The sequence below is a fragment of the Micromonospora sp. CA-269861 genome, assembly GCF_050948505.1.
Classification (GTDB): domain Bacteria; phylum Actinomycetota; class Actinomycetes; order Mycobacteriales; family Micromonosporaceae; genus Micromonospora.
On the sequence record NZ_CP192014.1, the window covers coordinates 6,523,817 to 6,543,777 of the forward strand.

General features: G+C 71.6%; 25 protein-coding genes. 11 read left to right on the forward strand and 14 right to left on the reverse strand.

Annotated elements, in window-relative coordinates:
* Entirely contained in the window at positions 1–654 is a 654-nt protein-coding gene (locus ACQP0U_RS29975) for an XRE family transcriptional regulator (protein ID WP_433313565.1), read from the forward strand.
* Positions 655–779: 125 nt separating this feature from the next.
* Here ACQP0U_RS29975 and ACQP0U_RS29980 read toward each other — a convergent pair whose 3' ends face one another.
* Positions 780–1,301 (reverse strand): O-acetyl-ADP-ribose deacetylase, encoded by a 522-nt coding sequence (locus ACQP0U_RS29980; RefSeq protein ID WP_433313567.1) that lies wholly within the window; start codon positions 1,299–1,301, stop codon positions 780–782.
* 1 nt (position 1,302) lies between these two features.
* Entirely contained in the window at positions 1,303–2,094 is a 792-nt protein-coding gene (locus ACQP0U_RS29985; RefSeq protein ID WP_433313569.1) for an EI24 domain-containing protein, read from the reverse strand.
* A gap of 197 nt (positions 2,095–2,291) precedes the next feature.
* On the opposite strand from ACQP0U_RS29985, the gene ACQP0U_RS29990 reads away from it, so the two are divergent.
* The 5 genes from ACQP0U_RS29990 (at position 2,292) to ACQP0U_RS30010 (ending at position 6,857) form a co-directional block, all read left to right on the forward strand.
* The gene (locus ACQP0U_RS29990; protein ID WP_433313572.1) at positions 2,292–3,200 is read left to right on the forward strand and encodes an ABC transporter ATP-binding protein; all 909 of its coding nucleotides are present in this window, start codon (positions 2,292–2,294) and stop codon (positions 3,198–3,200) included.
* A 12-nt stretch (positions 3,201–3,212) separates the two neighbouring features.
* The gene (locus tag ACQP0U_RS29995; RefSeq protein ID WP_433313575.1) at positions 3,213–3,947 is read left to right on the forward strand and encodes an ABC transporter permease; all 735 of its coding nucleotides are present in this window, start codon (positions 3,213–3,215) and stop codon (positions 3,945–3,947) included.
* Between the two features lie 11 nt (positions 3,948–3,958).
* Positions 3,959–5,227: a sensor histidine kinase gene (locus tag ACQP0U_RS30000; protein WP_433313578.1), complete on the forward strand. Its 1,269-nt coding sequence runs from the start codon at positions 3,959–3,961 to the stop codon at positions 5,225–5,227.
* Between the two features lie 62 nt (positions 5,228–5,289).
* Entirely contained in the window at positions 5,290–5,865 is a 576-nt protein-coding gene (locus ACQP0U_RS30005) for a response regulator (protein ID WP_433321267.1), read from the forward strand.
* Between the two features lie 23 nt (positions 5,866–5,888).
* Positions 5,889–6,857 carry a helix-turn-helix transcriptional regulator gene (locus ACQP0U_RS30010; protein WP_433313581.1) on the forward strand — a complete coding sequence of 323 codons (969 nt, stop codon included), beginning with the start codon at positions 5,889–5,891 and terminating at the stop codon, positions 6,855–6,857.
* On the opposite strand, the gene ACQP0U_RS30015 is transcribed toward ACQP0U_RS30010, so the two are convergent.
* The 6 genes from ACQP0U_RS30015 to ACQP0U_RS30040 form a co-directional block, all read right to left on the reverse strand.
* Positions 6,848–7,762, reverse strand: coding sequence for an SDR family oxidoreductase (locus tag ACQP0U_RS30015; protein ID WP_433313584.1), 915 nt, complete (start codon positions 7,760–7,762; stop codon positions 6,848–6,850). The genes ACQP0U_RS30010 and ACQP0U_RS30015 overlap by 10 nt on opposite strands.
* 55 nt (positions 7,763–7,817) lie before the next feature.
* Positions 7,818–8,555: an alanyl-tRNA editing protein gene (locus ACQP0U_RS30020; RefSeq protein ID WP_433313586.1), complete on the reverse strand. Its 738-nt coding sequence runs from the start codon at positions 8,553–8,555 to the stop codon at positions 7,818–7,820.
* A gap of 11 nt (positions 8,556–8,566) precedes the next feature.
* Entirely contained in the window at positions 8,567–9,454 is an 888-nt protein-coding gene (locus ACQP0U_RS30025; protein WP_433313589.1) for an alpha/beta fold hydrolase, read from the reverse strand.
* The gene (locus ACQP0U_RS30030; protein ID WP_124820335.1) at positions 9,451–9,765 is read right to left on the reverse strand and encodes a DUF2516 family protein; all 315 of its coding nucleotides are present in this window, start codon (positions 9,763–9,765) and stop codon (positions 9,451–9,453) included. Before ACQP0U_RS30030 ends, ACQP0U_RS30025 begins: the two co-directional genes overlap by 4 nt.
* 71 nt (positions 9,766–9,836) lie before the next feature.
* Positions 9,837–10,469, reverse strand: coding sequence for a hypothetical protein (locus tag ACQP0U_RS30035; RefSeq protein ID WP_433313592.1), 633 nt, complete (start codon positions 10,467–10,469; stop codon positions 9,837–9,839).
* Positions 10,466–11,053 carry a helix-turn-helix domain-containing protein gene (locus ACQP0U_RS30040; protein ID WP_433313595.1) on the reverse strand — a complete coding sequence of 196 codons (588 nt, stop codon included), beginning with the start codon at positions 11,051–11,053 and terminating at the stop codon, positions 10,466–10,468. The genes ACQP0U_RS30035 and ACQP0U_RS30040 overlap by 4 nt, the downstream gene beginning before the upstream one ends.
* 112 nt (positions 11,054–11,165) lie before the next feature.
* Here ACQP0U_RS30040 and ACQP0U_RS30045 point away from each other — a divergent pair, with 112 nt between their 5' ends.
* Positions 11,166–11,963 (forward strand): alpha/beta fold hydrolase, encoded by a 798-nt coding sequence (locus ACQP0U_RS30045; protein WP_433313598.1) that lies wholly within the window; start codon positions 11,166–11,168, stop codon positions 11,961–11,963.
* A gap of 5 nt (positions 11,964–11,968) precedes the next feature.
* Here ACQP0U_RS30045 and ACQP0U_RS30050 read toward each other — a convergent pair whose 3' ends face one another.
* From ACQP0U_RS30050 to ACQP0U_RS30065, 4 genes are all read right to left on the reverse strand, one after another.
* Positions 11,969–12,928: an asparaginase gene (locus ACQP0U_RS30050; RefSeq protein ID WP_433313601.1), complete on the reverse strand. Its 960-nt coding sequence runs from the start codon at positions 12,926–12,928 to the stop codon at positions 11,969–11,971.
* A 94-nt stretch (positions 12,929–13,022) separates the two neighbouring features.
* A complete protein-coding gene (locus ACQP0U_RS30055; RefSeq protein WP_433313604.1) occupies positions 13,023–13,850 on the reverse strand; it encodes a 3-keto-5-aminohexanoate cleavage protein in 828 nt (275 codons plus the stop codon).
* A gap of 23 nt (positions 13,851–13,873) precedes the next feature.
* The gene (locus tag ACQP0U_RS30060) at positions 13,874–14,986 is read right to left on the reverse strand and encodes a YgfZ/GcvT domain-containing protein (RefSeq protein WP_433313607.1); all 1,113 of its coding nucleotides are present in this window, start codon (positions 14,984–14,986) and stop codon (positions 13,874–13,876) included.
* Entirely contained in the window at positions 14,983–15,411 is a 429-nt protein-coding gene (locus ACQP0U_RS30065; RefSeq protein ID WP_433313610.1) for a Fur family transcriptional regulator, read from the reverse strand. Before ACQP0U_RS30065 ends, ACQP0U_RS30060 begins: the two co-directional genes overlap by 4 nt.
* Before the next feature lie 69 nt (positions 15,412–15,480).
* Here ACQP0U_RS30065 and ACQP0U_RS30070 point away from each other — a divergent pair, with 69 nt between their 5' ends.
* Positions 15,481–16,350 carry an aminotransferase class IV gene (locus ACQP0U_RS30070; RefSeq protein WP_433313613.1) on the forward strand — a complete coding sequence of 290 codons (870 nt, stop codon included), beginning with the start codon at positions 15,481–15,483 and terminating at the stop codon, positions 16,348–16,350.
* A 20-nt stretch (positions 16,351–16,370) separates the two neighbouring features.
* On the opposite strand, the gene ACQP0U_RS30075 is transcribed toward ACQP0U_RS30070, so the two are convergent.
* Entirely contained in the window at positions 16,371–16,961 is a 591-nt protein-coding gene (locus tag ACQP0U_RS30075) for an FABP family protein (protein WP_433321270.1), read from the reverse strand.
* Entirely contained in the window at positions 16,955–17,059 is a 105-nt protein-coding gene (mtfM, locus tag ACQP0U_RS30080; RefSeq protein WP_030327764.1) for a small membrane protein MtfM, read from the reverse strand. Before mtfM ends, ACQP0U_RS30075 begins: the two co-directional genes overlap by 7 nt.
* 12 nt (positions 17,060–17,071) lie before the next feature.
* Here mtfM and ACQP0U_RS30085 point away from each other — a divergent pair, with 12 nt between their 5' ends.
* From ACQP0U_RS30085 to ACQP0U_RS30095, 3 genes are all read left to right on the forward strand, one after another.
* On the forward strand, positions 17,072–17,446 hold the full coding sequence (locus ACQP0U_RS30085) for a DsrE family protein (RefSeq protein WP_238666984.1): 375 nt from the start codon (positions 17,072–17,074) through the stop codon (positions 17,444–17,446).
* 79 nt (positions 17,447–17,525) lie between these two features.
* Complete coding sequence (locus ACQP0U_RS30090) at positions 17,526–17,906, forward strand: hypothetical protein (RefSeq protein WP_433313616.1); 381 nt, start codon at positions 17,526–17,528, stop codon at positions 17,904–17,906.
* On the forward strand, positions 17,903–19,957 hold the full coding sequence (locus tag ACQP0U_RS30095; protein ID WP_433313619.1) for an amylo-alpha-1,6-glucosidase: 2,055 nt from the start codon (positions 17,903–17,905) through the stop codon (positions 19,955–19,957). The genes ACQP0U_RS30090 and ACQP0U_RS30095 overlap by 4 nt, the downstream gene beginning before the upstream one ends.
* Positions 19,958–19,961 lie beyond the last annotated feature (4 nt).

Consider the following 19,961-nt stretch of genomic DNA (forward strand, 5'->3'; position numbering starts at 1 on the left):
GTGGACCCGAAGACGGTTGAGCGGTGGATCACCAGGGGCCGCATTCCTCACCCTCGTTCCCGGATGCGGGCCGCGGGGGTGTTGGGACAGGATGTAGAGGTGCTATGGCCCGAAGTCGTCCGCCGCGCTGTCAAGGTCGGTTCAGACCGTGAGTTGGTCGGTGTGTACGCGCGCCGATCCGACCTTCCGCGTTCGCTCTTCCGCGAGTTGATCGACAAAGCGGAAAGGCGGTTGTGGTTCGGCGGATACACGAGTTACTTCGTATGGCTTGAGGTACCCAACGCCGCCACCACGCTCGGAACGAAGGCTCAGAACGGCGCGGATGTGCGTTTCCTGCTCGGCGATCCTGAAAGCGAGGTCACTACGGCGCGAGAGCGCATCGAGTCGACTCCCCTCACGCTCGCGACCCGTATCGCCATGACCCAGGCGGAGATCGCGAAGTCTCCGGAATCCCTTGCCACTCGGATGTCGGAACGGCACATCGCCATGTCGGTGTGGGTCTTCGACGACGAGGCGATTGTGGCTACGCACATCGGCGCGGGGCTGGGGCAGGACTCGGTAACGATGCACCTCCGACGCCGTGAGGACGGTGGTCCGTTTGATCGTTATGTGGAGCACTTCGAGTCCCTGTGGGACGACGCACAGCCGGCGTAATCGGCCCGTCCGCGCGGTGTCGCTCCGGTGAGCGATATACCTCTGAGGCATAAATATGACTCCCAGGTATACGGCTCTTCAGCGACTCTCGCACCCGAGAGGGCACCGGGGACCGGTCCCATCCCCTAACTGGCGGTGTTGTCGAAGACCTGGCGGGCGACGGCATGGGTGTCGGCGCCGAAGAGCACCAGGCGGGCCTCGGTGACGGTGGCCGGCGTGGCCGCGCGCAGCACCGCCAGCGCCTGACCGACCGCGTCGTCGACCGGCCAGCCGTAGATCCCGGCCGAGATCAGCGGGAACGCCACAGTGCTCGCGCCCACCTCGTCGGCCACCCGGAGACTGTTGGCGTAGCAGTCGCGCAGCAGCGCCGACCGGTCCTCGCTGGCCGACCAGACCGGCCCCACGGTGTGGATCACCCAGCGCGCCGGCAACTCCCCTGCGGTGGTCGCCACCGCCTGACCGGTGGGCAGGCCCCTGCCGTAGCGGGACGCCCGCAGCGCCCGGCACTCGGCCAGGATGGCTGGCCCTCCGCGCCGGTGGATGGCGCCGTCGACCCCACCGCCGCCGAGCAGGGACGAGTTCGCGGCGTTCACGACGGCGTCCACCCGCTGGGTGGTGATGTCCCCCTCGACCAGCGTGATCTCCATGTCAGCTCTCCTCGATCGGTTGGCCCATCGAGCGGCGGGCCAGCAGGGTGGCACCGGCGACCGCCGCCGGCATGATCAGCACCGCGCCGAGGGGAATCAGGAAGCAGAGGAAGACGGCCACTCCGAAGCCGAGCGCGGTGGGCCGGTCGGCCTTCAGGATCGTCCGGCGTTGCGGCAGCCGCATCCCGCGTCGGTAGAACGGCGCGCCGACCAGTTCCACGGCGAGGAACCAGCCGCCCACGGCAGCCCCGATGACCGGGACGACCGTCTGGCCGACCACCGGGATGAAGCCGGCGACGAAGAGCGGGATCCCGACCAGCGCCGTGAGCGCCACCAGGCGTACCGAGTCGGCGAGGCTGCGGCGCAGCGACGACCAGAAGGGCACGTCCACCGCGCCCGGCGTGCCGCCGTACCGCTGCTCGACCTGCTCGGAGATCTTCTCGTAGAACGGGTCGCCGATGACCAGGGTGACAGCGGTGAAGGTGAGCACGCCGAGCAGGCCACCGAGCCCCAGGAAGGCCAGCCCGGCGATCACCCGGACCAGGCTGCGGCCGGTGCTCGACCAGTCGTCGGCGAACGGGGTGACAAGCGCGGCGAGGTCGTCCACGAAGTACACGAGCGTGGCGAGCGCGGCCAGGAACAGCACGCCGGAGATCAGCGCCGGCACGATGCCGAGCAGCATCAGACCCGGGCTGCGAACGTAGAGGCCCAGCCCCCGCAGGAGCAGCCCCGCCCCGGCGAAGAAGCGTCCGACGACCCCGGTGACCGGGCTGGCGACTCTGCTGACATCCACGATCCAGCAGCCTAGCGAGCGGTGATCGAGTTCGCCGGACGGAGCGCTAGCAGCGACGCGCACCGTGCGCATCAACCGGTTGACGGACGGGAGCGATCAACCGGGGACACCGGCGATCAGCGCCGACCAGTCGATTCGCCGCCGGGTCACCCCGACAACCCTTGAGGGGTACGAAACCAGCGGCGGAAGGCGGCACGATGCCGGTCATCGAGGTGACCCACCTGAAGAAGCGGTACGGCGATCTGGTGGCGGTGGACGACGTGTCGCTCACCGTGGAGGCCGGGGAGATCTTCGGCGTCCTCGGTCCGAACGGCGCCGGCAAGACGACCACTGTGGAATGTGTGGCCGGGCTGCGTGTCCCTGACGGGGGCGGGGTGTCGGTCCTCGGGCTCGACCCCCGCCGGGACGCGACCCAACTGCGTCAGCGGGTCGGTGTGCAACTTCAGGAGAGCCAACTGCCGGACCGGCTCCGGGTGGCGGAGGCTCTGGAGTTGTACGCCTCGTTCTACCGCAACCCGGCCGACCCGGCCGGGTTGATCGACAAGCTGGGCCTCGGCGACAAGCGGAACACCGCGTACAAGAAGCTCTCCGGCGGTCAGAAGCAGCGGCTCTCCATCGCGCTGGCCCTGGTGGGCAACCCGGAGATCGCGATCCTCGACGAGCTGACCACCGGGCTGGACCCGCAGGCCCGCCGGGACACCTGGGGTCTCATCGAACAGGTCCGCGACAGCGGGGTGACGATCGTGCTGGTCACCCACTTCATGGAGGAGGCCGAGCGGCTCTGCGACCGGGTCGCGGTGATCGACAGGGGCCGGGTGGTTGCCCTGGACAGCCCGGCGGGCCTGGTGTCGACGGTGGCTCCGGAGCAGCGCATCCGGTTCCGGCCCTCGGCTCCGGTCGACGACCGGCTCCTCACCGACCTGCCCGAGGTGTCCGCCGTGCAGCGGACCGGCAGCCAGGTGGTGGTGACCGGCACCGGCGAGTTGCTGCACGCCGTCACCTCGGTGCTCGCCCGCCACCAGATCGTCGCCGCGGATCTGCGGCTGGAGCAGTCCACCCTCGACGACGCCTTCGTCGAGCTGACCGGGCACCGGCCCGCCAACTGAGAGGGAGCCAGCATGCACGCCTTCCGCAACATCCTGAGAATCGAGGCGCGGCTCTACCTGCGGGACCTGCCGACGCTGCTCCTCACCGTCGGGCTGCCGACAGTGATCCTGGTGGTGCTCGGGCTGGTCCCCTCGCTGCGCAAGCCCGATCCGACCTTCGACGGGCAGACCTTCGTCAGCTATTTCGCCCCGTCGCTGCTGGTGGTGACCCTCGCCATGGTCGGGGTGAACATCCTGCCCGCCGTGCTGGCCACCTACCGGGAACGCGGCGTGCTGCGCCGGCTGGCGACCACCCCGGCGAGCCCGGCAGCGCTGCTCGCCGCCCAACTGGTGCTGGCCCTGGCCGGGATCCTGGCCAGCGCGCTGCTGCTCATCCTTGTCGCCCGGGTGGCGTTCGGGGTGCCGTTCCCCCGGCACCCGCTCGGCTTCACGCTGGCGTTCATCCTCGGCACGGCGGCGCTGCTGGCCCTCGGCCTGCTGGTCGCCGCCGTGGCCCGTACGGCGAGGGCGGCCCAGGCCCTGGCGGTGCCGCTGTTCCTGGTCACCATGTTCTTCGGCGGGGTCTACCTCCCCCGGTTCCTGCTCCCGGACGTCGTGGCGCGGATCGGCGACTACACCCCACCCGGGGTGCAGGCGCTCCTCGACGCCTGGACCGGCACCCCGCCGCAGCCGCTGCACCTGGGGATAATGGCGGTGATCGCTGTGGCGGCCGGCGTCGGCGCGGCGAAACTGTTCCGCTGGGAGTGAGCGGAGATTCGATGATCTGCAACGGTGGGCACGACCGTCTGACCAGTTGGCGGGAGCGCGAGGCGAGCCTCTATCGCGTGTTCCCCTTCGGCGGGCTGGCCCTGGGCACTCTGCTGGCTCTCGTCGCACCGGCACCCCACCATCTCGGGGCGCTGCCCACCCTCGTTGTCGCCGTGGCGGCCGGATGCTGGGTCGCCTGGTTCGTCACCCTGCATCCCGACTGGCAGAGCCGACGCGCGCTGATGGCGGTCTACTACGCCGGGCTGCTCGCGTTCGCCGCCGCCCTCGTGGCCGCCAGTCCGTGGTACGGCTTCTTCGCCTGGATCGGCTACATCCACGCCTTTCCGGTGCTGCCCGGCCGCTGGCGGGTCGCCGGCGTGGTCACCACGGCCGCCCTCGTCGCCACGTCTCAGGGCGGTGGCCTGTCGGTGGTCGTGTCGCACTGGCCGCTCTGGGTGGTGCTGGTGCTGTTCAACCTGGTGGTGGCCGGCTCGGTGAGCTGGTTCGCGATGGTCGCCGAACAGGAGGACGCCAAACGCAAACGGTTGGTGGCGGAACTCGGCGAGACCAACCGCCAACTCACCGAGACGGTCAACGAGAACGCGGGGCTGCACGCCCAACTGCTCACCCAGGCCCGGGAGGCCGGCGTGCTGGACGAGCGGCAACGCATGGCGCGGGAGATCCACGACACCCTGGCGCAGGGGTTGACGGGCATCATCACCCAACTGGAGGCGGCCGAGCAGACCCGCGGCCGGTCCGCCGACTGGCGCCGGCACGTCGACAACGCGCTCGCGTTGGCCCGGGAGAGCCTCACCGAGGCCCGCCGCTCGGTACAGGCGGTCCGCCCGGAACCACTGGAGACGGCCCGCCTACCGGATGCCCTCGTCGAGTTGGGCGGGCGCTGGTCGGCCCTGAACGGGGTACGGGCCGACGTGGCCACCACCGGCACGCCCCGCCCACTGCACCCGGAGGTCGAGGTGACCCTGCTGCGGGCCGCCCAGGAGGCGCTGTCCAACGTGGCCCGGCACGCCGCCGCGTCGCGGGTCGGGCTGACCCTGTCGTACATGGCGGACGTGGTCACGCTCGACGTCCGCGACGACGGGACGGGCTTCGACGTCACCGACCAGCCGGTGCCCCGCGAGCCGGGCGGCGGGTACGGGCTGACCGCCATGCGGCAGCGGGTGACCCGGGTCGGTGGCGAGTTGGCAGTCGAATCCGAGCCGGGCAGCGGCACCGCCATCTCGGCGTCCGTCCCCGCGCTACCCGGAGGTGCCGGTTGACCGCCCCGGTACGACTGCTGATCGTCGACGACCATCCGGTGGTGCGGGACGGCCTCCGCGGGATGTTCACCGGCGACCCTGATTTCGAGGTGGTGGGTGAGGCGGCGGACGGATCGGAGGCGTTGGCCCTGGTCGCGACGCTGCGGCCGGACGTGGTGCTGATGGACCTACGGATGCCCGGGACGGACGGGGTGACCGCCATCGGCAGGCTGGCTCGCGCCGGCAGCGCCGCCCGGGTGCTTGTGCTCACCACCTACGACACGGACGCGGACGTGCTGCCGGCGATCGAGGCCGGCGCAACGGGTTACCTGCTCAAGGACACGCCCCGAGAAGATCTGGTCCGCGCGGTCCGGGCCGCGGCCCGGGGTGAGTCGGTGCTCGCGCCGAGCGTCGCCGGCCGGCTGATGGGCCGGCTGCGCGCTCCTGCCGAGGAGCCGCTCAGCCAACGCGAGTTGGAGGTGCTCACCCTGGTGGCCCGTGGCGCCTCCAACCGGGAGGCGGCGACCCGCCTGTTCATCAGCGAGGCCACCGTCAAGACGCACCTGCTGCACGTGTACGCCAAGCTCGGGGTCAACGACCGGGCTGCCGCGGTGGCCACCGCGTACGACCGGGGGCTGCTGACGCCCGGCGGGCGGTGAGCGGCACCGGGCAGGATGGGCGGGTGCGCGCGTCCCGACTGATCTCGTTGCTGTTGCTGTTGCAGGCCCGCGGGTCGATGACCGCGAGTGAGCTGGCACGGGAGCTGGAGATCTCCGAGCGGACCGTCTACCGGGACGTCCTGGCGCTCTCCGCGGCGGGCGTGCCGGTCTACGCGGACCGGGGGCGGGCCGGCGGTTACCGCCTGCTCGGCGGGTACCGCACCAGACTGACCGGGCTGACCCGGGACGAGGCGGAGGCGCTCTTCCTCACCGGGTTACCCGGGCCGGCCGGCGAGATGGGGCTCGCCGACGCGGTCGCCTCCGCCGAACTGAAGGTGCTCGCCGCGCTGCCACCCGCCCTCCGTGACGCGCCGGCCCGTGCCGGGCAGCGGTTCCACCTGGACGTGCCGGGCTGGTTCCGGGAGACCGCGCCTCCGCCCTGGTTGCCCGAGCTGGCGCGTGCCATCTGGGCAGACCGGGTGGTGGAGCTGCGCTACCGACGCGGCGATCAGGAGGTGAGCCGCCGGGTCCAGCCGTACGGCCTGGTGCTCAAGAGCGGGGTCTGGTATCTGGTCGGCCGGGTCGGCGACGATGTGCGCACCTACCGGGTGGACCGGGTCACCGGGGTCGAGGTGGGCGACGAGCACTTCGACCGCGACGAGGGCTTCGACCTGGCCGGGCACTGGCGCGAGCAGGCCGGGTCGTTCCTGCGGACCATGCTGCGGGCCGAGGTCGCCGTCCGGCTCAGCCCCGCCGGCCTGCGCCGGCTCCGGCACCTGGTCGATGCGCCCTTCGTGTACGACGAAATGGTCGCCGCCGCCGGCCCACCCGACGGGCAGGGCTGGGTGGAGGCGCGGCTGCCCGTCGAGTCGGTCCAGGTGGCGTACCACCAACTGCTGGGGCTCGGCCCCGAGGTCGAGGTCCTCGATCCACCCGAGCTGCGGCAGTTGTTCGCGCAGAGCGCCGACCGGCTCTCCGCGCTCTACCGGTAGCCGGTCACGTCCGACGGTTTGCCCGCGTCGACCACCTCGGTGATGTAGCGGAACCCCTCGGGTTGGCTGCCGTCCACGTCGGTGAATCCGTACACCTTGGACAGCGTGCCGGCATCGACGGACCTGCCGCTCCAGCGGGCCTTCTCCTCGTCGGCGGCGAGCGCGGCCACCGCGCGGCCGACGAAGGCCGGGGTCTCCGAGATGAGGAAGTTCGGGTCGGTGGCGGCTCCGTCGCGCCAGTTCTCCTCGGTCACGCCGAAGTGCTCAAGCATCGCCTCGGAGCGGATCCAGCCGGGGGTGAGCGCGACGGCGGTGCAGCCGTGCGGCTTCAGCTCGTGCGCCTGACTGAAGGCGAGTCGGTTGACCGAGACCTTGGCCAGGTCGTAAAAGACCGACAGTCGGTAGTTCTCGTCGTTGTACGCCTTGGTGCCGTCGCCCATCTCCACCACCAGTCCGCCGGGCTTGCGGATCAGCAGCGGCAGGGCGAAGTGGCTGGTGACGATGTGCGTGTCGACGGCCAGCCGCAGGGTACGGAAGCCGGCGTCGAGCGGCTGTTCCCAGACCGGCTTGTCCCAGGTGACCAGCGGGTCGCCGCCCCAGATGTCGTTCACCAGCACGTCGAGTCGGCCCTGCTCGGCGTCGATCCGGGTGACCAGGTCGCGGACCTGCTCGGGCACCAGGTGGTCGACCTGGACGGCGATGCCGGTGCCGCCTGCCGCGTCGACCAGCTCGGCGGTCTCCTCGATGGTCTCCGGCCGGTCCATCTCCGAACGGCCGGCCCGGGTGCTGCGACCGGTGGCGTAGACCGTGGCACCGGCTGCGCCGAGCTGAACGGCGATCTGCCGCCCGGCACCACGGGTGGCACCGGCGACGAGCGCGATCTTTCCGGTTAGCGGTTGCGTCATGCCTGCGACGTTGTCAGGGATACCTGACAACCGACGTCCGAATTCGTTACTCGACCTAATCCACGAGCCGGACGCGGACCCGGCGGTTGGCCCGGCCCTTGCTCTCCACCTTGACCACCTGCACCTTGCCGATCTGGGCGGTGGAGGCGACGTGGGTGCCGCCGTCGGCCTGCACGTCCAGCCCGACGATGTCGACGATCCGGACCTCCTGCTCGTCCGGCGGGATGAGGTTGGACTGGGTACGGATGATGTCCGGCAGGGCCAGCGCCTCGGTGCGCGGCAGGACCCGCGTGGCGACCGAGCGGTCGGCGGCCACCTCTGCGTTGACCAGCTCCTCGATCCGGCTCTTGAAGTCCGGCGGAACCTCGGGGAGGTTGAAGTCCATCCGGGCCTCGCCCGGCTCCATCGAGTTTCCGGTCACGAGCGCGCCGAAGTCGCGGAACACCACACCGCAGAGCACGTGCAGGCCGGAGTGGGTGCGCATCAACCGGGTGCGGCGCTCGTCCTCGACCGCGCCGACGACAGCGGTGCCGACCGGCGGCAGCGGGTCACCGTCGGCGGGAATCAGGTACGGGTCGTCGCCCTTGCGGGTGCCGACGATCCGGGTCTGCACGCCCTGCCAGAGCAGCACCCCGTGGTCGGGTGGTTGACCCCCGCCGCCCGGGTAGAACGCCGAACGGTCCAGCACGATGCCCTGCTCCGCGTCGGCGTGCAGGACCGTGCACGTCCATTCGCGCAGGGTCGGGTCGGCAAGGTCCAGCCGGTGCGTGCGGCCATGCTGTGTGACGCCCATGACAGGGCAGGCTACTCGTTCAGGAAGCCGGAGATGCGGTCACGCAGATCGGCGCGTTCCGACCACAGCACGCCGGGCCGGTCGTACACGTGCAGGGTGGCCTGGGGCAGCGCGACGGCGAGCCGCTCGGCGACCTCGACCGGGTGCAGGTCGTCGCCCGCGCAGCCGATCACCAGCGCCGGCGCGGTGACCGCCGTCAGGTCGCCGATCTGGCGCAGCGGTGTCTGCTCGGTGAGCGTGGCCAGACCGTCGGCCAGACCGTCGCGGAGCAGTTGGTCGAGCCGTTGCCGCAGGTAGGCCCAGCCGGCCGGGGTGTTGCGCACCGCCGGGGGCAACTCCAGCGTGACGATGTCGGCGACCGCCGAGGCGTCCCCGCTCTCCACCGCCTCCAGCAGGTCGGTGATGCGTTCCCGGGCGACCGGCCCGCGTGGCTCGTCGAGGACCGCCGGCAGGAAGAAGACCAGTTTGTCGAAACGCTCCGGGCTCTCCGCGACGAGTCGGCACAGGGCGCCCGCGCCGAGGCTCGCGCCGAACGCCCGGCTGGCCCCGCCGAGGTCGGCGATCGCCCGCAGATCCCGGGCCAGGTCCAGGTAGTCCCACGGCCCGTCCGGGGCTTCGGAACGGCCGTGCCCGCGGAACTGGAAGAACACCTTGCGGCCGTTCACTCCACTGCCGAACGGGCGGGTGGTGGCGATGCCGTTGCCCAGCCCGTGTGCGAACACGGTGACCGGATCACCGGTGCCGGTGACCAGCCGCTCCAGCCGTACGCCGTGCGGGGTGGTGACCAGCTCGGTCTCCGGCTCCGGCAGCGCCGGACGGCCGGTACGCGGCCCACCCGGCCCGGGCCCCCAGGTGCGGGGTCCGCTGTCGGGTGGGGGCGGCCAGCGAAAACCTCTCACCAGAACCCTTTGCCGTCGCTCAGGTCGCGCAGACCGACCCGGACGTCGAGCAGGTAGATGAGCGCGGCGGCGATGCCGATCAGACCGAAGAGGCTGATCGGACCGAAGCCGAGCAGGGTGAGCACGAGGCAGACCGCCAGGATGGCGATCCAGCCGCCCTTGGGCAGCGTCCCGATGGCGGGGAAGGCGTCGGAACGCTGCGTGATGGCGTGCACCAGCGCGACACCCTGGATGATCAGCGCGAAGACGAGCAGAATCAGCTCGATCACGTAGCGGACTTCGAACGCGAAGATCGGCGCGGCGTTGGCCATGTCGGCCAGTTTATGTCCACGACCCCGGCTACGTCCGACAAGGACGCCGCCGGGGTCGTCGACCCGACGAGCTACTCGGCGGCCGGGCGGGTCCGCTTGGTGGCCCGGGGAAGCTTCGCCGACGGGGTTTCGGCCTGCTTGACAGCCTTCGGCGCGCGGGCGACCTTCTTGACCGCGGCCGGCTTGGCCTCGGCGATCTCGGCCACGTCGGCCGGGCTCGGCGCGTCGACCGGGGCGGTCGGGGTGGTGGTGGCAGCCGCAGTGGTCGCCGCCGGCACGGCCTGGGTGGCCTCGATGTCGGCGTTGACCGTCTCGGCGGCCTCCAGCACGCCGGCACCGACGACCCGCTCGCCCCGGGCGACAAGCGCGCCGTAGGCGGCGAACGCGCGCTCCTGGGCGACCTGGGCGCCCGCGACCACCAGGGCGGCGTTGCGGGTCGCGGCGGCGCGCAGCTTGTCGATGTCGGCCACCTCGCGCAGCTTCGCCAGGTCGGCGGTCTCGTTGGCGGTACGCAGCGTCTCGGTGGCCTTCTGCTTCAGCTCGAAGCCGGTCAGCACGGCCCGACCACCCAGGTCGGCGACGACCCGGGTGCTGAGGACGCCGACCACTGCCGGCAGCTTGCGCAGCTGCTCGATGGCCAGCTCACCGGCGCCGGCTGCGGCGTAGATCGGGGCGGGGATGCGGTTGGTCTTCGGCTCGCTCATGACGTCTCCTCTTCGGCCGCCTCGGCGGCCTTCTTCTTCTGGGGGATGGTGGTGCTGCCCGGGGCGGGGGCGGTGCCCGCCTCGGTGACGGCGACCGACTCGAGCACGGCCTCGGTCGGAGTGCCGCCCACGGTGGTGGGGCCGGTGGCGGCCACATTGGCCAGATCGGCGGCCTGACTGGCGGGCTGGTCAGCGGACTTCTCGGCCTGATCCGCCTCGGCTTCGGCCTGGGTCTCGGCCAGCCGGGCGTTCTCCCGCCGGAACGTCTCGTAGATCTGACTGAGTGACTGCTTCTGCGCCATCGTCAGGTCGGCGTCCACGGCGATGGCGGCGAGCACCCCGTGGCCTTCCTTGTCGTCGAGCAGACCGGCGCGCAGGTACATCGCCGGCGTGGAGACCCGCAGCGCGCTCGCCAGTTGCTGGAGCACCTCGGCGCTGGGTTTGCGCAGGCCGCGCTCGATCTGGCTGAGGTACGGGTTGCTGACCCCCGCCTGCTCGGCGAGCTGCCGCAGCGAGATCTTGGCGTTGCGCCGCAGATCGCGGATGAACCCGCCGACGTCGGGAAGGTCCTTGGGTGTGGCCATGACAGCGACGCTAATCGCCCGCGCTAGCTCCTGCAAGCAAAACGCTTGCCATAGTTAGCAAGGTCTCAGCATCCCGTTTGCGCGCCGGTCGACCGATCCGTACGGTCCGTTCGTGCACAAGATCACAGTCAATGGAGCAAGCATCGCGTACGACGAGGCCGGCACCGGTTCGCCAGTCGTCCTGCTGCACGCCGGAATCGCCGACCGGCGGATGTGGCGGGGACAGGTGGCCGCGCTGGCCGCCCGGCACCGGGTGATCGTCCCGGACCTGCGCGGCTACGGCGACTCGGAGCTTCCGCCGGCCCCGTTCGCGCACCACGACGACGTGGCCGGGTTGCTGGACGCGCTCGACCTGCCCCGGGCCGCCCTGGTCGGCTGCTCCTTCGGTGGGGCGGTCGCCATCGACACCGCGCTGGCCCACCCCGACCGGGTGAGCGCGCTCGCGCTGTTCGACACGGCGGTCTCCGGCAACGAGTGGTCCGACGAGGCGAATGACCTCTGGGACGACCTGGTCGGCGAGGTCGACCCCGACGACTTCGTCGCCGGCGCGGCCGGTGAGGTGCGGTTCTGGGTGGTCGGCCCGGGACGCCGGCCGGAGGACGTCGACCCCGAGCTCGTCGCGTTCGCGCAGGAGATGGACCAGCGCGCCCTCGCCGCCGAGCTGGCACTCGGCGCGGTCGAGGTGGGAGAGCTGACGCCACCGGCGATCGGTCGACTCGGCGAGCTGACGATCCCCGTCCTGGTCACCGCCGGTGCCGCGGACGTGCCGGACATCAGTCGGCTCGCCGACCGGATCGCCGCCGAGGTCCCCGGCGCGGTACGACTGCCCGACGTGCCGGACGCCGCGCACCTGCTGCCGCTGGAGCGTCCGGAGCCGGTCAACGCCGCGTTGCTCGACTTCCTGAGCTAAGCACCTCACCAGAGCGGGCGGACCGCCCCGACCGGTACCCCGCCGCCGAAGAGCGGCACCTCCGCGTACTCGGTCAGCACCGGGGCGTCCACGCCGAGCCGGCGCAGCGCGGAGACCAGTACCGGCATCCGCGCCCGGTCGGCGCCGTCGTCGATCTTCAGTGCGACGGCGCCGACGCCCGGCAGCGCCACGGCGATCACACCCTCCGCGCCGACCTTGGCCAGCAGCCCGGGGACACCGCGCATCAGCCGGGTGTCGTCGGCCTGGGTGCCGCCCACGATCTCCGGGTACGCCCGCATCGCGTCGGCCACCGTGCGCGGCACCGAGCCGGGCTCGGCCTCGACCAGCCGCAGGTACGCCCCGGCCAGGCCGGTCAGCGACACCGCGAGCACCGGAGCGCCGCAACCGTCGACACCCACCGCCGCCGCCTGCTCCCCGGTGAACTCCTCGATGGCGGCCCGCAACCGCTGCTGCAGCGGGTGCTCCGGCCGCCAGTAGCCCTCCTGCGGCCAACCGGCGGCCTCGCAGGTCAGCAGCATCCCGCTGTGCTTGCCGGAGCAGTTCATCTGCACCCTGCTCGGGCCGCCACCGGCGCGGAGCACCGCCTCCCGGGCGGCAGCGCCCACCGGCAGGTCGGGTGGGCAGTGCAGCGCCGACGCGTCCAGGCCGGCGCGCTCCAGCAGGGCACCGACCCGGGCCAGGTGGAACTCCTCACCCGCGTGACTCGCCGAGACCAGCGCCACGTCGGCCGGATCGGTCAGCGCCAGGCCGGCCCGCAGCATCCCGATCGCCTGCATCGGCTTGCTGGCCGAACGGGGGAAGACCGGCGAGGTCACGTCCCCGGCGGACGCCACCGCGACGCCAGCGGCGTCCAGCACCACCACCGAGCCTCGGTGCGCACCCTCCACGAACCCGGACCGGACCACCTCGGCGAGCGGCGCGCCGCCCTCGTACGTCTTCGTCACGCGCTGGACGGTACCGACGGTCCAGGGGTGCCCGGCGGCGGGGTGACCAGGAGGTCCACCGCGCGGGTGACAGGGGCGCGGGACTGACCCGCCCTTACAGCCCGAGCAGCTCGCGGGCCTCGGTGGTGGTCAGCGGAGGGCGCTGGGCGAGCTGGGCGAAACCCACGGCGCGGGCGACCAACTGCATGTTGGACTCCACCGGCCGGCCCTTCGCGTACGTCACGGTGTCCTCCATGCCGACCCGCAGGTGCCCGCCGGCCGACAGCGAGGCCAGCAGCACCGCGATGGTGCTCCGACCGACGCCGGTGGCCGAGAAGGTGGTGCCCTCGGGCAGGTCCCGCAGCATCCGGTGGGCCGCGACGAGCGTCTCGGTGGTGCCCGGCATGCCACCCGGCACGCCCATCACGAAGTCGACGTGCACGTGCCCGCCGGCCGGCAGCCCGTACTTGCCGAGCAACCGCTGCAACGCGGTCAGGTGGCCGAGGTCGAAGATCTCGTACTCCGGCACGATCCCGCGCTCCTGCATCCGGGTGTGCAGGTCGACGATGAACTCCCAACGGTTCAGGAAGACGTCGTCGCCGAAGTTGACGGTGCCCATGGTGCAGGAGGCCATGTCCGGACGGGCGTCGAGCACCGCGAGCCGGGCGGCCTCCGGGTCGGTCACCGCACCGCCGGAGGAGAGCTGCACGATCAGGTCGGTGCTCTCCCGCAGCGCCGCCACCGTGTCCGCCAGCCGCACCGGGTCGAGCGTCGGCCGGGCCTCGTCGTCACGGATGTGGACGTGGATCACGGCGGCACCGAGCGCCTCGCACTCCTTGGCGGTGAGCAGCAACTCGTCGAGGGTCACCGGCAGCGCCGGCACCTCCGCCTTGGCCGACTCAGCGCCGGTCGGGGCCACCGTGATCAACGTCCCTGTCGTCATGCCGGCGATCCTAGACGGCAGGCTCAGGACGGGTCGATCGCCGCCGCGGTCTCGCCGATCAGCAGCGCGGCGTCGTCCGGGACGTTCCGCTTCAGCACCGCGAGAGCCACCTGGCCCAGCTCGTGGTGCAGCACGGCGGTGCCGACGAAGCCGACCGCCCGGCCGTCGAGGGTCACCGGCGTACCGGCCACCGGCGGCTGATCGGTGGTCACCCCGTCCAGATGCAGCAGTACGAGGCGACGCGGCGGCCGACCCAGGTTGTGCACCCGCGCCACCGTCTCCTGCCCCCGGTAGCAACCCTTGTCCAGGTGCACCGCCGGGGCGATCAGGTCGACCTCGGCCGGAATGGTCCGGTGGTCGGTGTCCACCCCGACCCGGGGCTGCCGGACGGCCACCCGGATCGCCTCGTACGCCCACAGCCCGGCGACCGGCACGCCGGCGCCGCGCAGCTCGGCCACCACCTGGTCCATCGCCGAACGGGGTACCAGCAGGTCCACTCCGAGCGGACCACGTCGGGCCCAGCCGCCGATCGGCAGCGGTCGTACGTCGTACCGCGCGCTCGCCCGGAGTGGCACGGCACCGTGCGGGAACTTCGGACCTGGCACGGCGACCACGTCCGGTGCGGCGAGCCCGGTCACGCCGAGCGTGCCGAGCGCCTCCATGGCAGCCGGCCCGACAAGCGACAACAGCGCCCGCTCGGCCGTCGCGTCGCGTGGTTCGACCTTGCTGAAGAAGCGCATCTTCTCCAGGTAGCTCAGCAGGCCCTCGGTCGCGCCGGGATCGGTGTCCAGCCAGGTGGTCTCGCCGTCCTCGGCGACCATCGCGTGCTGCTCGACGTGGCCGTGCGGAGACAGCACCAGCAACTCGGTGCCCTCGTTCGCGGAGAGCGTGGTCAGGTGCTGTGAGGTGATCGTGTGCAGCCAGCCGGCCCGTTCCTCGCCGGGCACCGCGATGACCCCTCGATGCGACCTGTCGACCAGACCGACCTCGGTGTCGAGGGTGCGCTGCTCGCGCAGCGGGTCGCCGTAGTGCGCGGCCACCCCTCGTACGCCGGCCGCGACGTGCGCCGGATCGGGCTGGTCACGGCTGGCCTCGTCGATGCTCTCGACGGCCACCGCACCCGCGATGTCAATCATTTCTCGTCCCCGTTCTCGCAGCGTACGCAGACGCCGAAGAGTGACACGTGCCCGATGTCCACCCGGAACCCGCGCTGCGCGGCCAACTCGTCGGCGAGGGGGCGGAGCAGCTCCGGATCGATCTCGTCGATCGCGCCACACTCCCGGCAGACCAGGTGGACGTGTTGGTGTTCACCGGCGGCGTGATAGGTCGGTGAGCCGTGCGACAGGTGCGTGTGGGTGACCAGACCGAGCCGTTCCAGCAGCTCAAGCGTGCGGTAGATGGTGGTGATGTTGACGCCGGCGGCGACCTCCCGGACCGCGTTGTGCACCTGCTCCGGTGTGGCGTGGCCCAGATCGAGCACGGCCTGGAGGACGAGCTGCCGTTGGGCCGTCAGCCGCAGCCCACGGGCCCGCAGCATTTCCGCGAGGGAGGATTCGGACACCGTCCGATCATAGTTCGGCCACCAGGCTGTTCCCCGCACCGCGATCGATCACCGCTACGCTCGACGGTCATGGTGAGGTCGTCCGTCGGGAAGAACCCGACCGCGCGGATCGCCGTTCTGGGGCGTGGCCCGGTGCAGCCCGGCGACCCGGTGCTCCGCGGTGACGACCTCGGGGTGCTGCACGGCGACGGCCTCTTCGAGACCATGCACCTGCGCGACGGCCAGCCGTGGCTGCGCGACGAACACCTGGCCCGCCTGGCCACGGCGGCCACCGCCGTCGAGCTGGCCCTGCCCCCCACCGCCGCGCTCATCGACCTGCTGGACGAGGTACGAACAGGCTGGCCAGCGCCGTTGGAAGGCGCACTTCGGTTGGTCTGCACCCGAGGCCCGGAGGCCGGCGGCCCACCCACGGTCTACGCCACACTGGCCGAGGTGCCGGGGGCCTCCCGGGTCGCCCGGCGGGACGGGATCGGGGTGGCCACCCTGCCGTTGGGGCTGCCCGCCGCAGCCCGGACCGGGCTGAGCTGGCTGCCGGCCGGCATCAAGTCCACGTCGTACGCGGTCAGCAGCGCCGCCCGCCGCTGGGCCCGCCGGGCCGGCGTGGACGACGTGCTCTGGATCTCCTCCGACGGGTACGCGCTGGAGGGCCCCACCGCCAATGTGGTGTGGCTCACCGACGACACGCTCTGCACCGTGCCGGCCGCCACCACCGGCATCCTCGCCGGCACCACAGCGACCTGGCTGCTCGCCCACGCGACCGAGCTGGGCCTGAGCGCCGCCGAGCGGATGGTCACCCCCGCCGAGCTGCACGCGGCGGACGGCGTGTGGTTCACCTCGTCACTGCGCGGAGCCGCCGAGGTCCACACGCTGGACGGGGTACGTCGGGCTCGCTGCCCGCGTACCCCCGCCCTACAGGCCCTGTTGGGTTTCCCCGTCTAGGCGACCGCCGACCGTCGAGGTCAGCCGCCGACCCGGACGAGTCGGGCTGAGAGGTGCGGGCTGAGCCCGTGCCCCATGGCGGCCATCTCCTGCGCGTAGAGGAGCGCGCCCTCGACGATGCCGAAGAGCCGGTGCCCGCCGGTGACCTCCTTGGCGGTCGGAGTCCGGATCACCGCGTCTGTGGCGAACTCGACCTGCGTGCCGGTGCGCTTGCCCAGGTGCAGCTCCACTATCCCGGTCGGGGTGGTCAGCAACGCCTCCAGCTCGTCGGTCGCCCGCCCATCCACAAGCACCGGCCGCCACCAGCCGACCTCGCGACCGGCCGGACGGACCGGCTTGCTCTGCTCGTCGAGGATCCAGGCACGCGACTCGTAGTGCAGGAACGGCCGGCCGTCGTGGCTGATCCGGATCTCCTGCGCGTAGTCGAAATCTTCGATGGTGGGGAAGCCGCCCTTGCCCCGGCCGCGCCACAGGCCGATGTACGGCAGCAGGGCGTCCAGCGCCGGGTGCAGCTTCGGCCCGACCCGCAGGTCGTGACTCTCCTCGAACGGGTACTCCTCGACCGGCGGCGCGTTCAGCCACGGCGGCTGCAGCGGGTTCTCGGTCACCAGCGTCCTCTCGAAATGCGTACGGCAAGGTAGACCAGGCCACCGGCGAGCCCGCCCAGGCCAGCGACCAGCAGGCTGACAAACCCGATCTCGGTAACCATCCCGGCCATCTTATGCTGGGCCACATGGCCCGCACTCTCGTCGTCAAGGCCACCGCGGGGGCGGACGCCCCCGAGCGGTGCGCACAGGCATTCACCGTCGCCGCGACGGCGGTGGCGGCCGGGGTGGACGTCTCACTCTGGCTGACCGGTGAGTCGACCTGGTTCGCGCTGCCCGGTCGCGCCCAGCAGTTCGACCTGCCGCACTCCGCACCCCTGGCCGAGCTGCTGCACGTCATCCTGACCAGCGGCCGGGTGACGGCCTGCACGCAGTGCGCGGCCCGGCGGGAGATCGGCCCGGACGACGTACTCCCCGGGGTCCGGATCGCCGGCGCCGCGGTCTTCGTCGAGGAGGCGATGGCCGAGGGCGCGCAGGCACTCGTCTACTGACCGCACGGCGGCGGTGGGTCGATACGGGCGGAGTGCCGATACCGACCCGACATCTCGGACGGCTGCCTACGATTCGGATGTGACCGAGGCGGCGGAGAAATTCTTCGAAGCGCTGCCGTCGCGCGCCCCCGACGTCCTGGGCGGGCTGGCCGACGGCACCCTCCAGATCGACCTCGGCGACGACCACCGGACCGAACACTGGCTGGTCCGGATGCGGCCCGGGTTCGTGCAGGTCAGCCGTGGGCGCGGCCCGGCCGACGCCATCTGGTACAGCAGCGCGGCCCTCTTCGACCGACTGATCGCCGGCGAGACCCAGGGGGTCGCGGCGGTGCTGCGCAACGAGAGCACGTTCAGCGGGAACGTGGTGCTCTTCCTCGCCTTCCGGCGGTTCTTTCCGGACCCGCCCGGCACCCGCGACCCGCGCGAAACGGCCCGTCGAGCAGCCGGGCGAATCAGGTGAAGGACCTCGTCAGCATCCTGGACGGCAACACCTTCCTGGTCAGCGACAGGCGTGGGGACATCGAGCCGTCCTACGACTTCCCCACCGGGTTGTTCTCCTTCGACACCCGCTTCCTGTCCACCTGGCTGCTCACCCTGGACGGCGAACGGCTGCACGCCCTCTCCGTCGACGACGCCGAGTCCTACCGCACCAAGTTCTTCCTCGCGCCCGGCGAACCCACGCACTATCTGGACGCCAAGGTGTCGGTGATCCGCAGCCGGGCGATCGTGGGCAGCTTCGAGGAGGAGCTGACCGTGCTGAACCACCTCGGCGCGGACGTCGAGTGCACAGTCCGCGTCGAGATCGGGGCCGACTTCGCCGACCTGTTCGAGATCAAGAACTCTCGGCAGAAGCGGGGCCGGACCACGATCACTGTCGCCGAGAAGGAGCTGCGGCTGACCTACCGCCGGGAGGCGTTCCACCGGGAGATGGTGGTCAAGAGCACCGCGCCGGCACAGATCGACGACACCGGGATGACCTTCCGGATCCGGATGGCCCGCAACGGCAGGTGGACCACCAGGCTGCACGTTTCCAGCGTCGTCTACGGAGCCCGTGGCGAGGACATCCGGGCCACCCTCCCGTACGGCGGCAGCCGCAGCGCGGACGTCATCCGGGCCGAGCAGCAGGAGCTGATCGACAGGGCGCCGAAGCTCGGCTGCGACTGCGAACCGCTGGCCGGGGCGTACCGGCGCAGCCTCAACGACCTGGCCGCACTGCGCTACGAGTCGATCGCCCTGGGCGTGCGGCTGATCGCCGCGGGACTGCCCTGGTTCATGACCCTGTTCGGCCGGGACAGCATCATCACCTCGTTGCAGGTGCTGCCGTTCCTGCCGGAGCTGGTCCCGCCGACCATCCTGATGCTGGCCGGACTACAGGGGCAGAGGGTGGACGACTTCCGGGACGAGGAACCCGGCAAGATCCTGCACGAGCTGCGGTACGGCGAGACCGCCGGCTTCGAGGAGCAGCCGCACTCGCCGTACTACGGGTCGGCCGACTCGACGCCCCTGTTCATCATCCTGATCGACGAGTACGAGCGGTGGACAGGTGACGCCGCACTCGTCCGCAAGCTGGAGCCGCAGGTCCGCAGGGCCCTGGAGTGGATCGACACCTACGGTGACCTGCTCGGCACCGGCTACCTCTGGTACCAGACCCGCAACCCGGAGACCGGCCTGCAGAACCAGTGCTGGAAGGACTCCTGGGACGCCATCTCGTACGCCGACGGCCAGTTTCCCGGCTTCCCCCGGGCCACCTGCGAGTTGCAGGGCTACGCGTACGACGCGAAGGTCCGGGCCGCCCGGCTGGCCCGGGAGTTCTGGAACGACCCGGAGTTCGCCGACGAGCTGGAGCGGCAGGCCGCCGACCTCAAACGGCGGTTCGACCGCGACTTCTGGATCCCCGAACGCGAGCACTACGCGCTCGCGCTGGACGCCGACGGCCGGCAGGTGGACGCGCTGACCTCGAACATCGGGCACCTGCTGTGGAGCGGCATCGTGGACGAGTCGCGCGCCGGCAAGGTGGTCGAGCACCTGCTCGGGCCACGACTGTTCTCCGGCTGGGGGGTGCGGACGCTCGCCGAGGACGAGGGACGGTACAACCCGATCGGCTACCACGTGGGCACGGTCTGGCCGTTCGACAACTCGATCATCGCCTGGGGGTTGTGGCGGTACGGCTTCCGGGAGGAGGCCGGGTTGCTCTGCGACACGATGCTGGCGGCGTCCCGGTACTTCGACGGGCGACTGCCGGAGGCGTTCGCCGGCTACGCCCGGGACCTCACCGACTACCCGGTGGAGTACCCGACCGCGTGCAGCCCGCAGGCCTGGTCGACAGGCACCCCACTGCTGCTGCTCCGGGTGATGCTGGGGTTGGAGCCGCAGGGCGAGCACCTGATCATCGACCCGGCCGTGCCACCGGGGATGGGCCGTGTCGAGCTGCTGGACATCCCCGGCCGGTGGGGCACCGTCGACGCGTTGGGCCGTAGCCGTGGCCCGGAGGATCAGCCGGGCGACGGCTGACCCG

Excerpts from the sequence above, each read along its gene's own strand:
- ACQP0U_RS30020 (WP_433313586.1), bottom strand. The coding sequence starts at position 8,555 with ATGGGCGTCACACAGCATGGCCGCACGCACCGGCTGGACCTTGCCGAC.
- ACQP0U_RS29980 (WP_433313567.1), bottom strand. The coding sequence starts at position 1,301 with ATGGAGATCACGCTGGTCGAGGGGGACATCACCACCCAGCGGGTGGAC.
- ACQP0U_RS30035 (WP_433313592.1), bottom strand. The coding sequence starts at position 10,469 with ATGAGCGAGCCGAAGACCAACCGCATCCCCGCCCCGATCTACGCCGCA.
- ACQP0U_RS30005 (WP_433321267.1), top strand. The coding sequence starts at position 5,290 with ATGTTCACCGGCGACCCTGATTTCGAGGTGGTGGGTGAGGCGGCGGAC.
- ACQP0U_RS30060 (WP_433313607.1), bottom strand. The coding sequence starts at position 14,986 with ATGATTGACATCGCGGGTGCGGTGGCCGTCGAGAGCATCGACGAGGCC.
- ACQP0U_RS30000 (WP_433313578.1), top strand. The coding sequence starts at position 3,959 with ATGATCTGCAACGGTGGGCACGACCGTCTGACCAGTTGGCGGGAGCGC.
- ACQP0U_RS30055 (WP_433313604.1), bottom strand. The coding sequence starts at position 13,850 with ATGACGACAGGGACGTTGATCACGGTGGCCCCGACCGGCGCTGAGTCG.
- ACQP0U_RS30030 (WP_124820335.1), bottom strand. The coding sequence starts at position 9,765 with ATGGCCAACGCCGCGCCGATCTTCGCGTTCGAAGTCCGCTACGTGATC.
- ACQP0U_RS30015 (WP_433313584.1), bottom strand. The coding sequence starts at position 7,762 with ATGACGCAACCGCTAACCGGAAAGATCGCGCTCGTCGCCGGTGCCACC.
- mtfM (WP_030327764.1), bottom strand. The coding sequence starts at position 17,059 with ATGGTTACCGAGATCGGGTTTGTCAGCCTGCTGGTCGCTGGCCTGGGC.
- ACQP0U_RS30040 (WP_433313595.1), bottom strand. The coding sequence starts at position 11,053 with ATGGCCACACCCAAGGACCTTCCCGACGTCGGCGGGTTCATCCGCGAT.
- ACQP0U_RS29995 (WP_433313575.1), top strand. The coding sequence starts at position 3,213 with ATGCACGCCTTCCGCAACATCCTGAGAATCGAGGCGCGGCTCTACCTG.
- ACQP0U_RS30070 (WP_433313613.1), top strand. The coding sequence starts at position 15,481 with ATGGTGAGGTCGTCCGTCGGGAAGAACCCGACCGCGCGGATCGCCGTT.
- ACQP0U_RS30085 (WP_238666984.1), top strand. The coding sequence starts at position 17,072 with ATGCTGGGCCACATGGCCCGCACTCTCGTCGTCAAGGCCACCGCGGGG.
- ACQP0U_RS29990 (WP_433313572.1), top strand. The coding sequence starts at position 2,292 with ATGCCGGTCATCGAGGTGACCCACCTGAAGAAGCGGTACGGCGATCTG.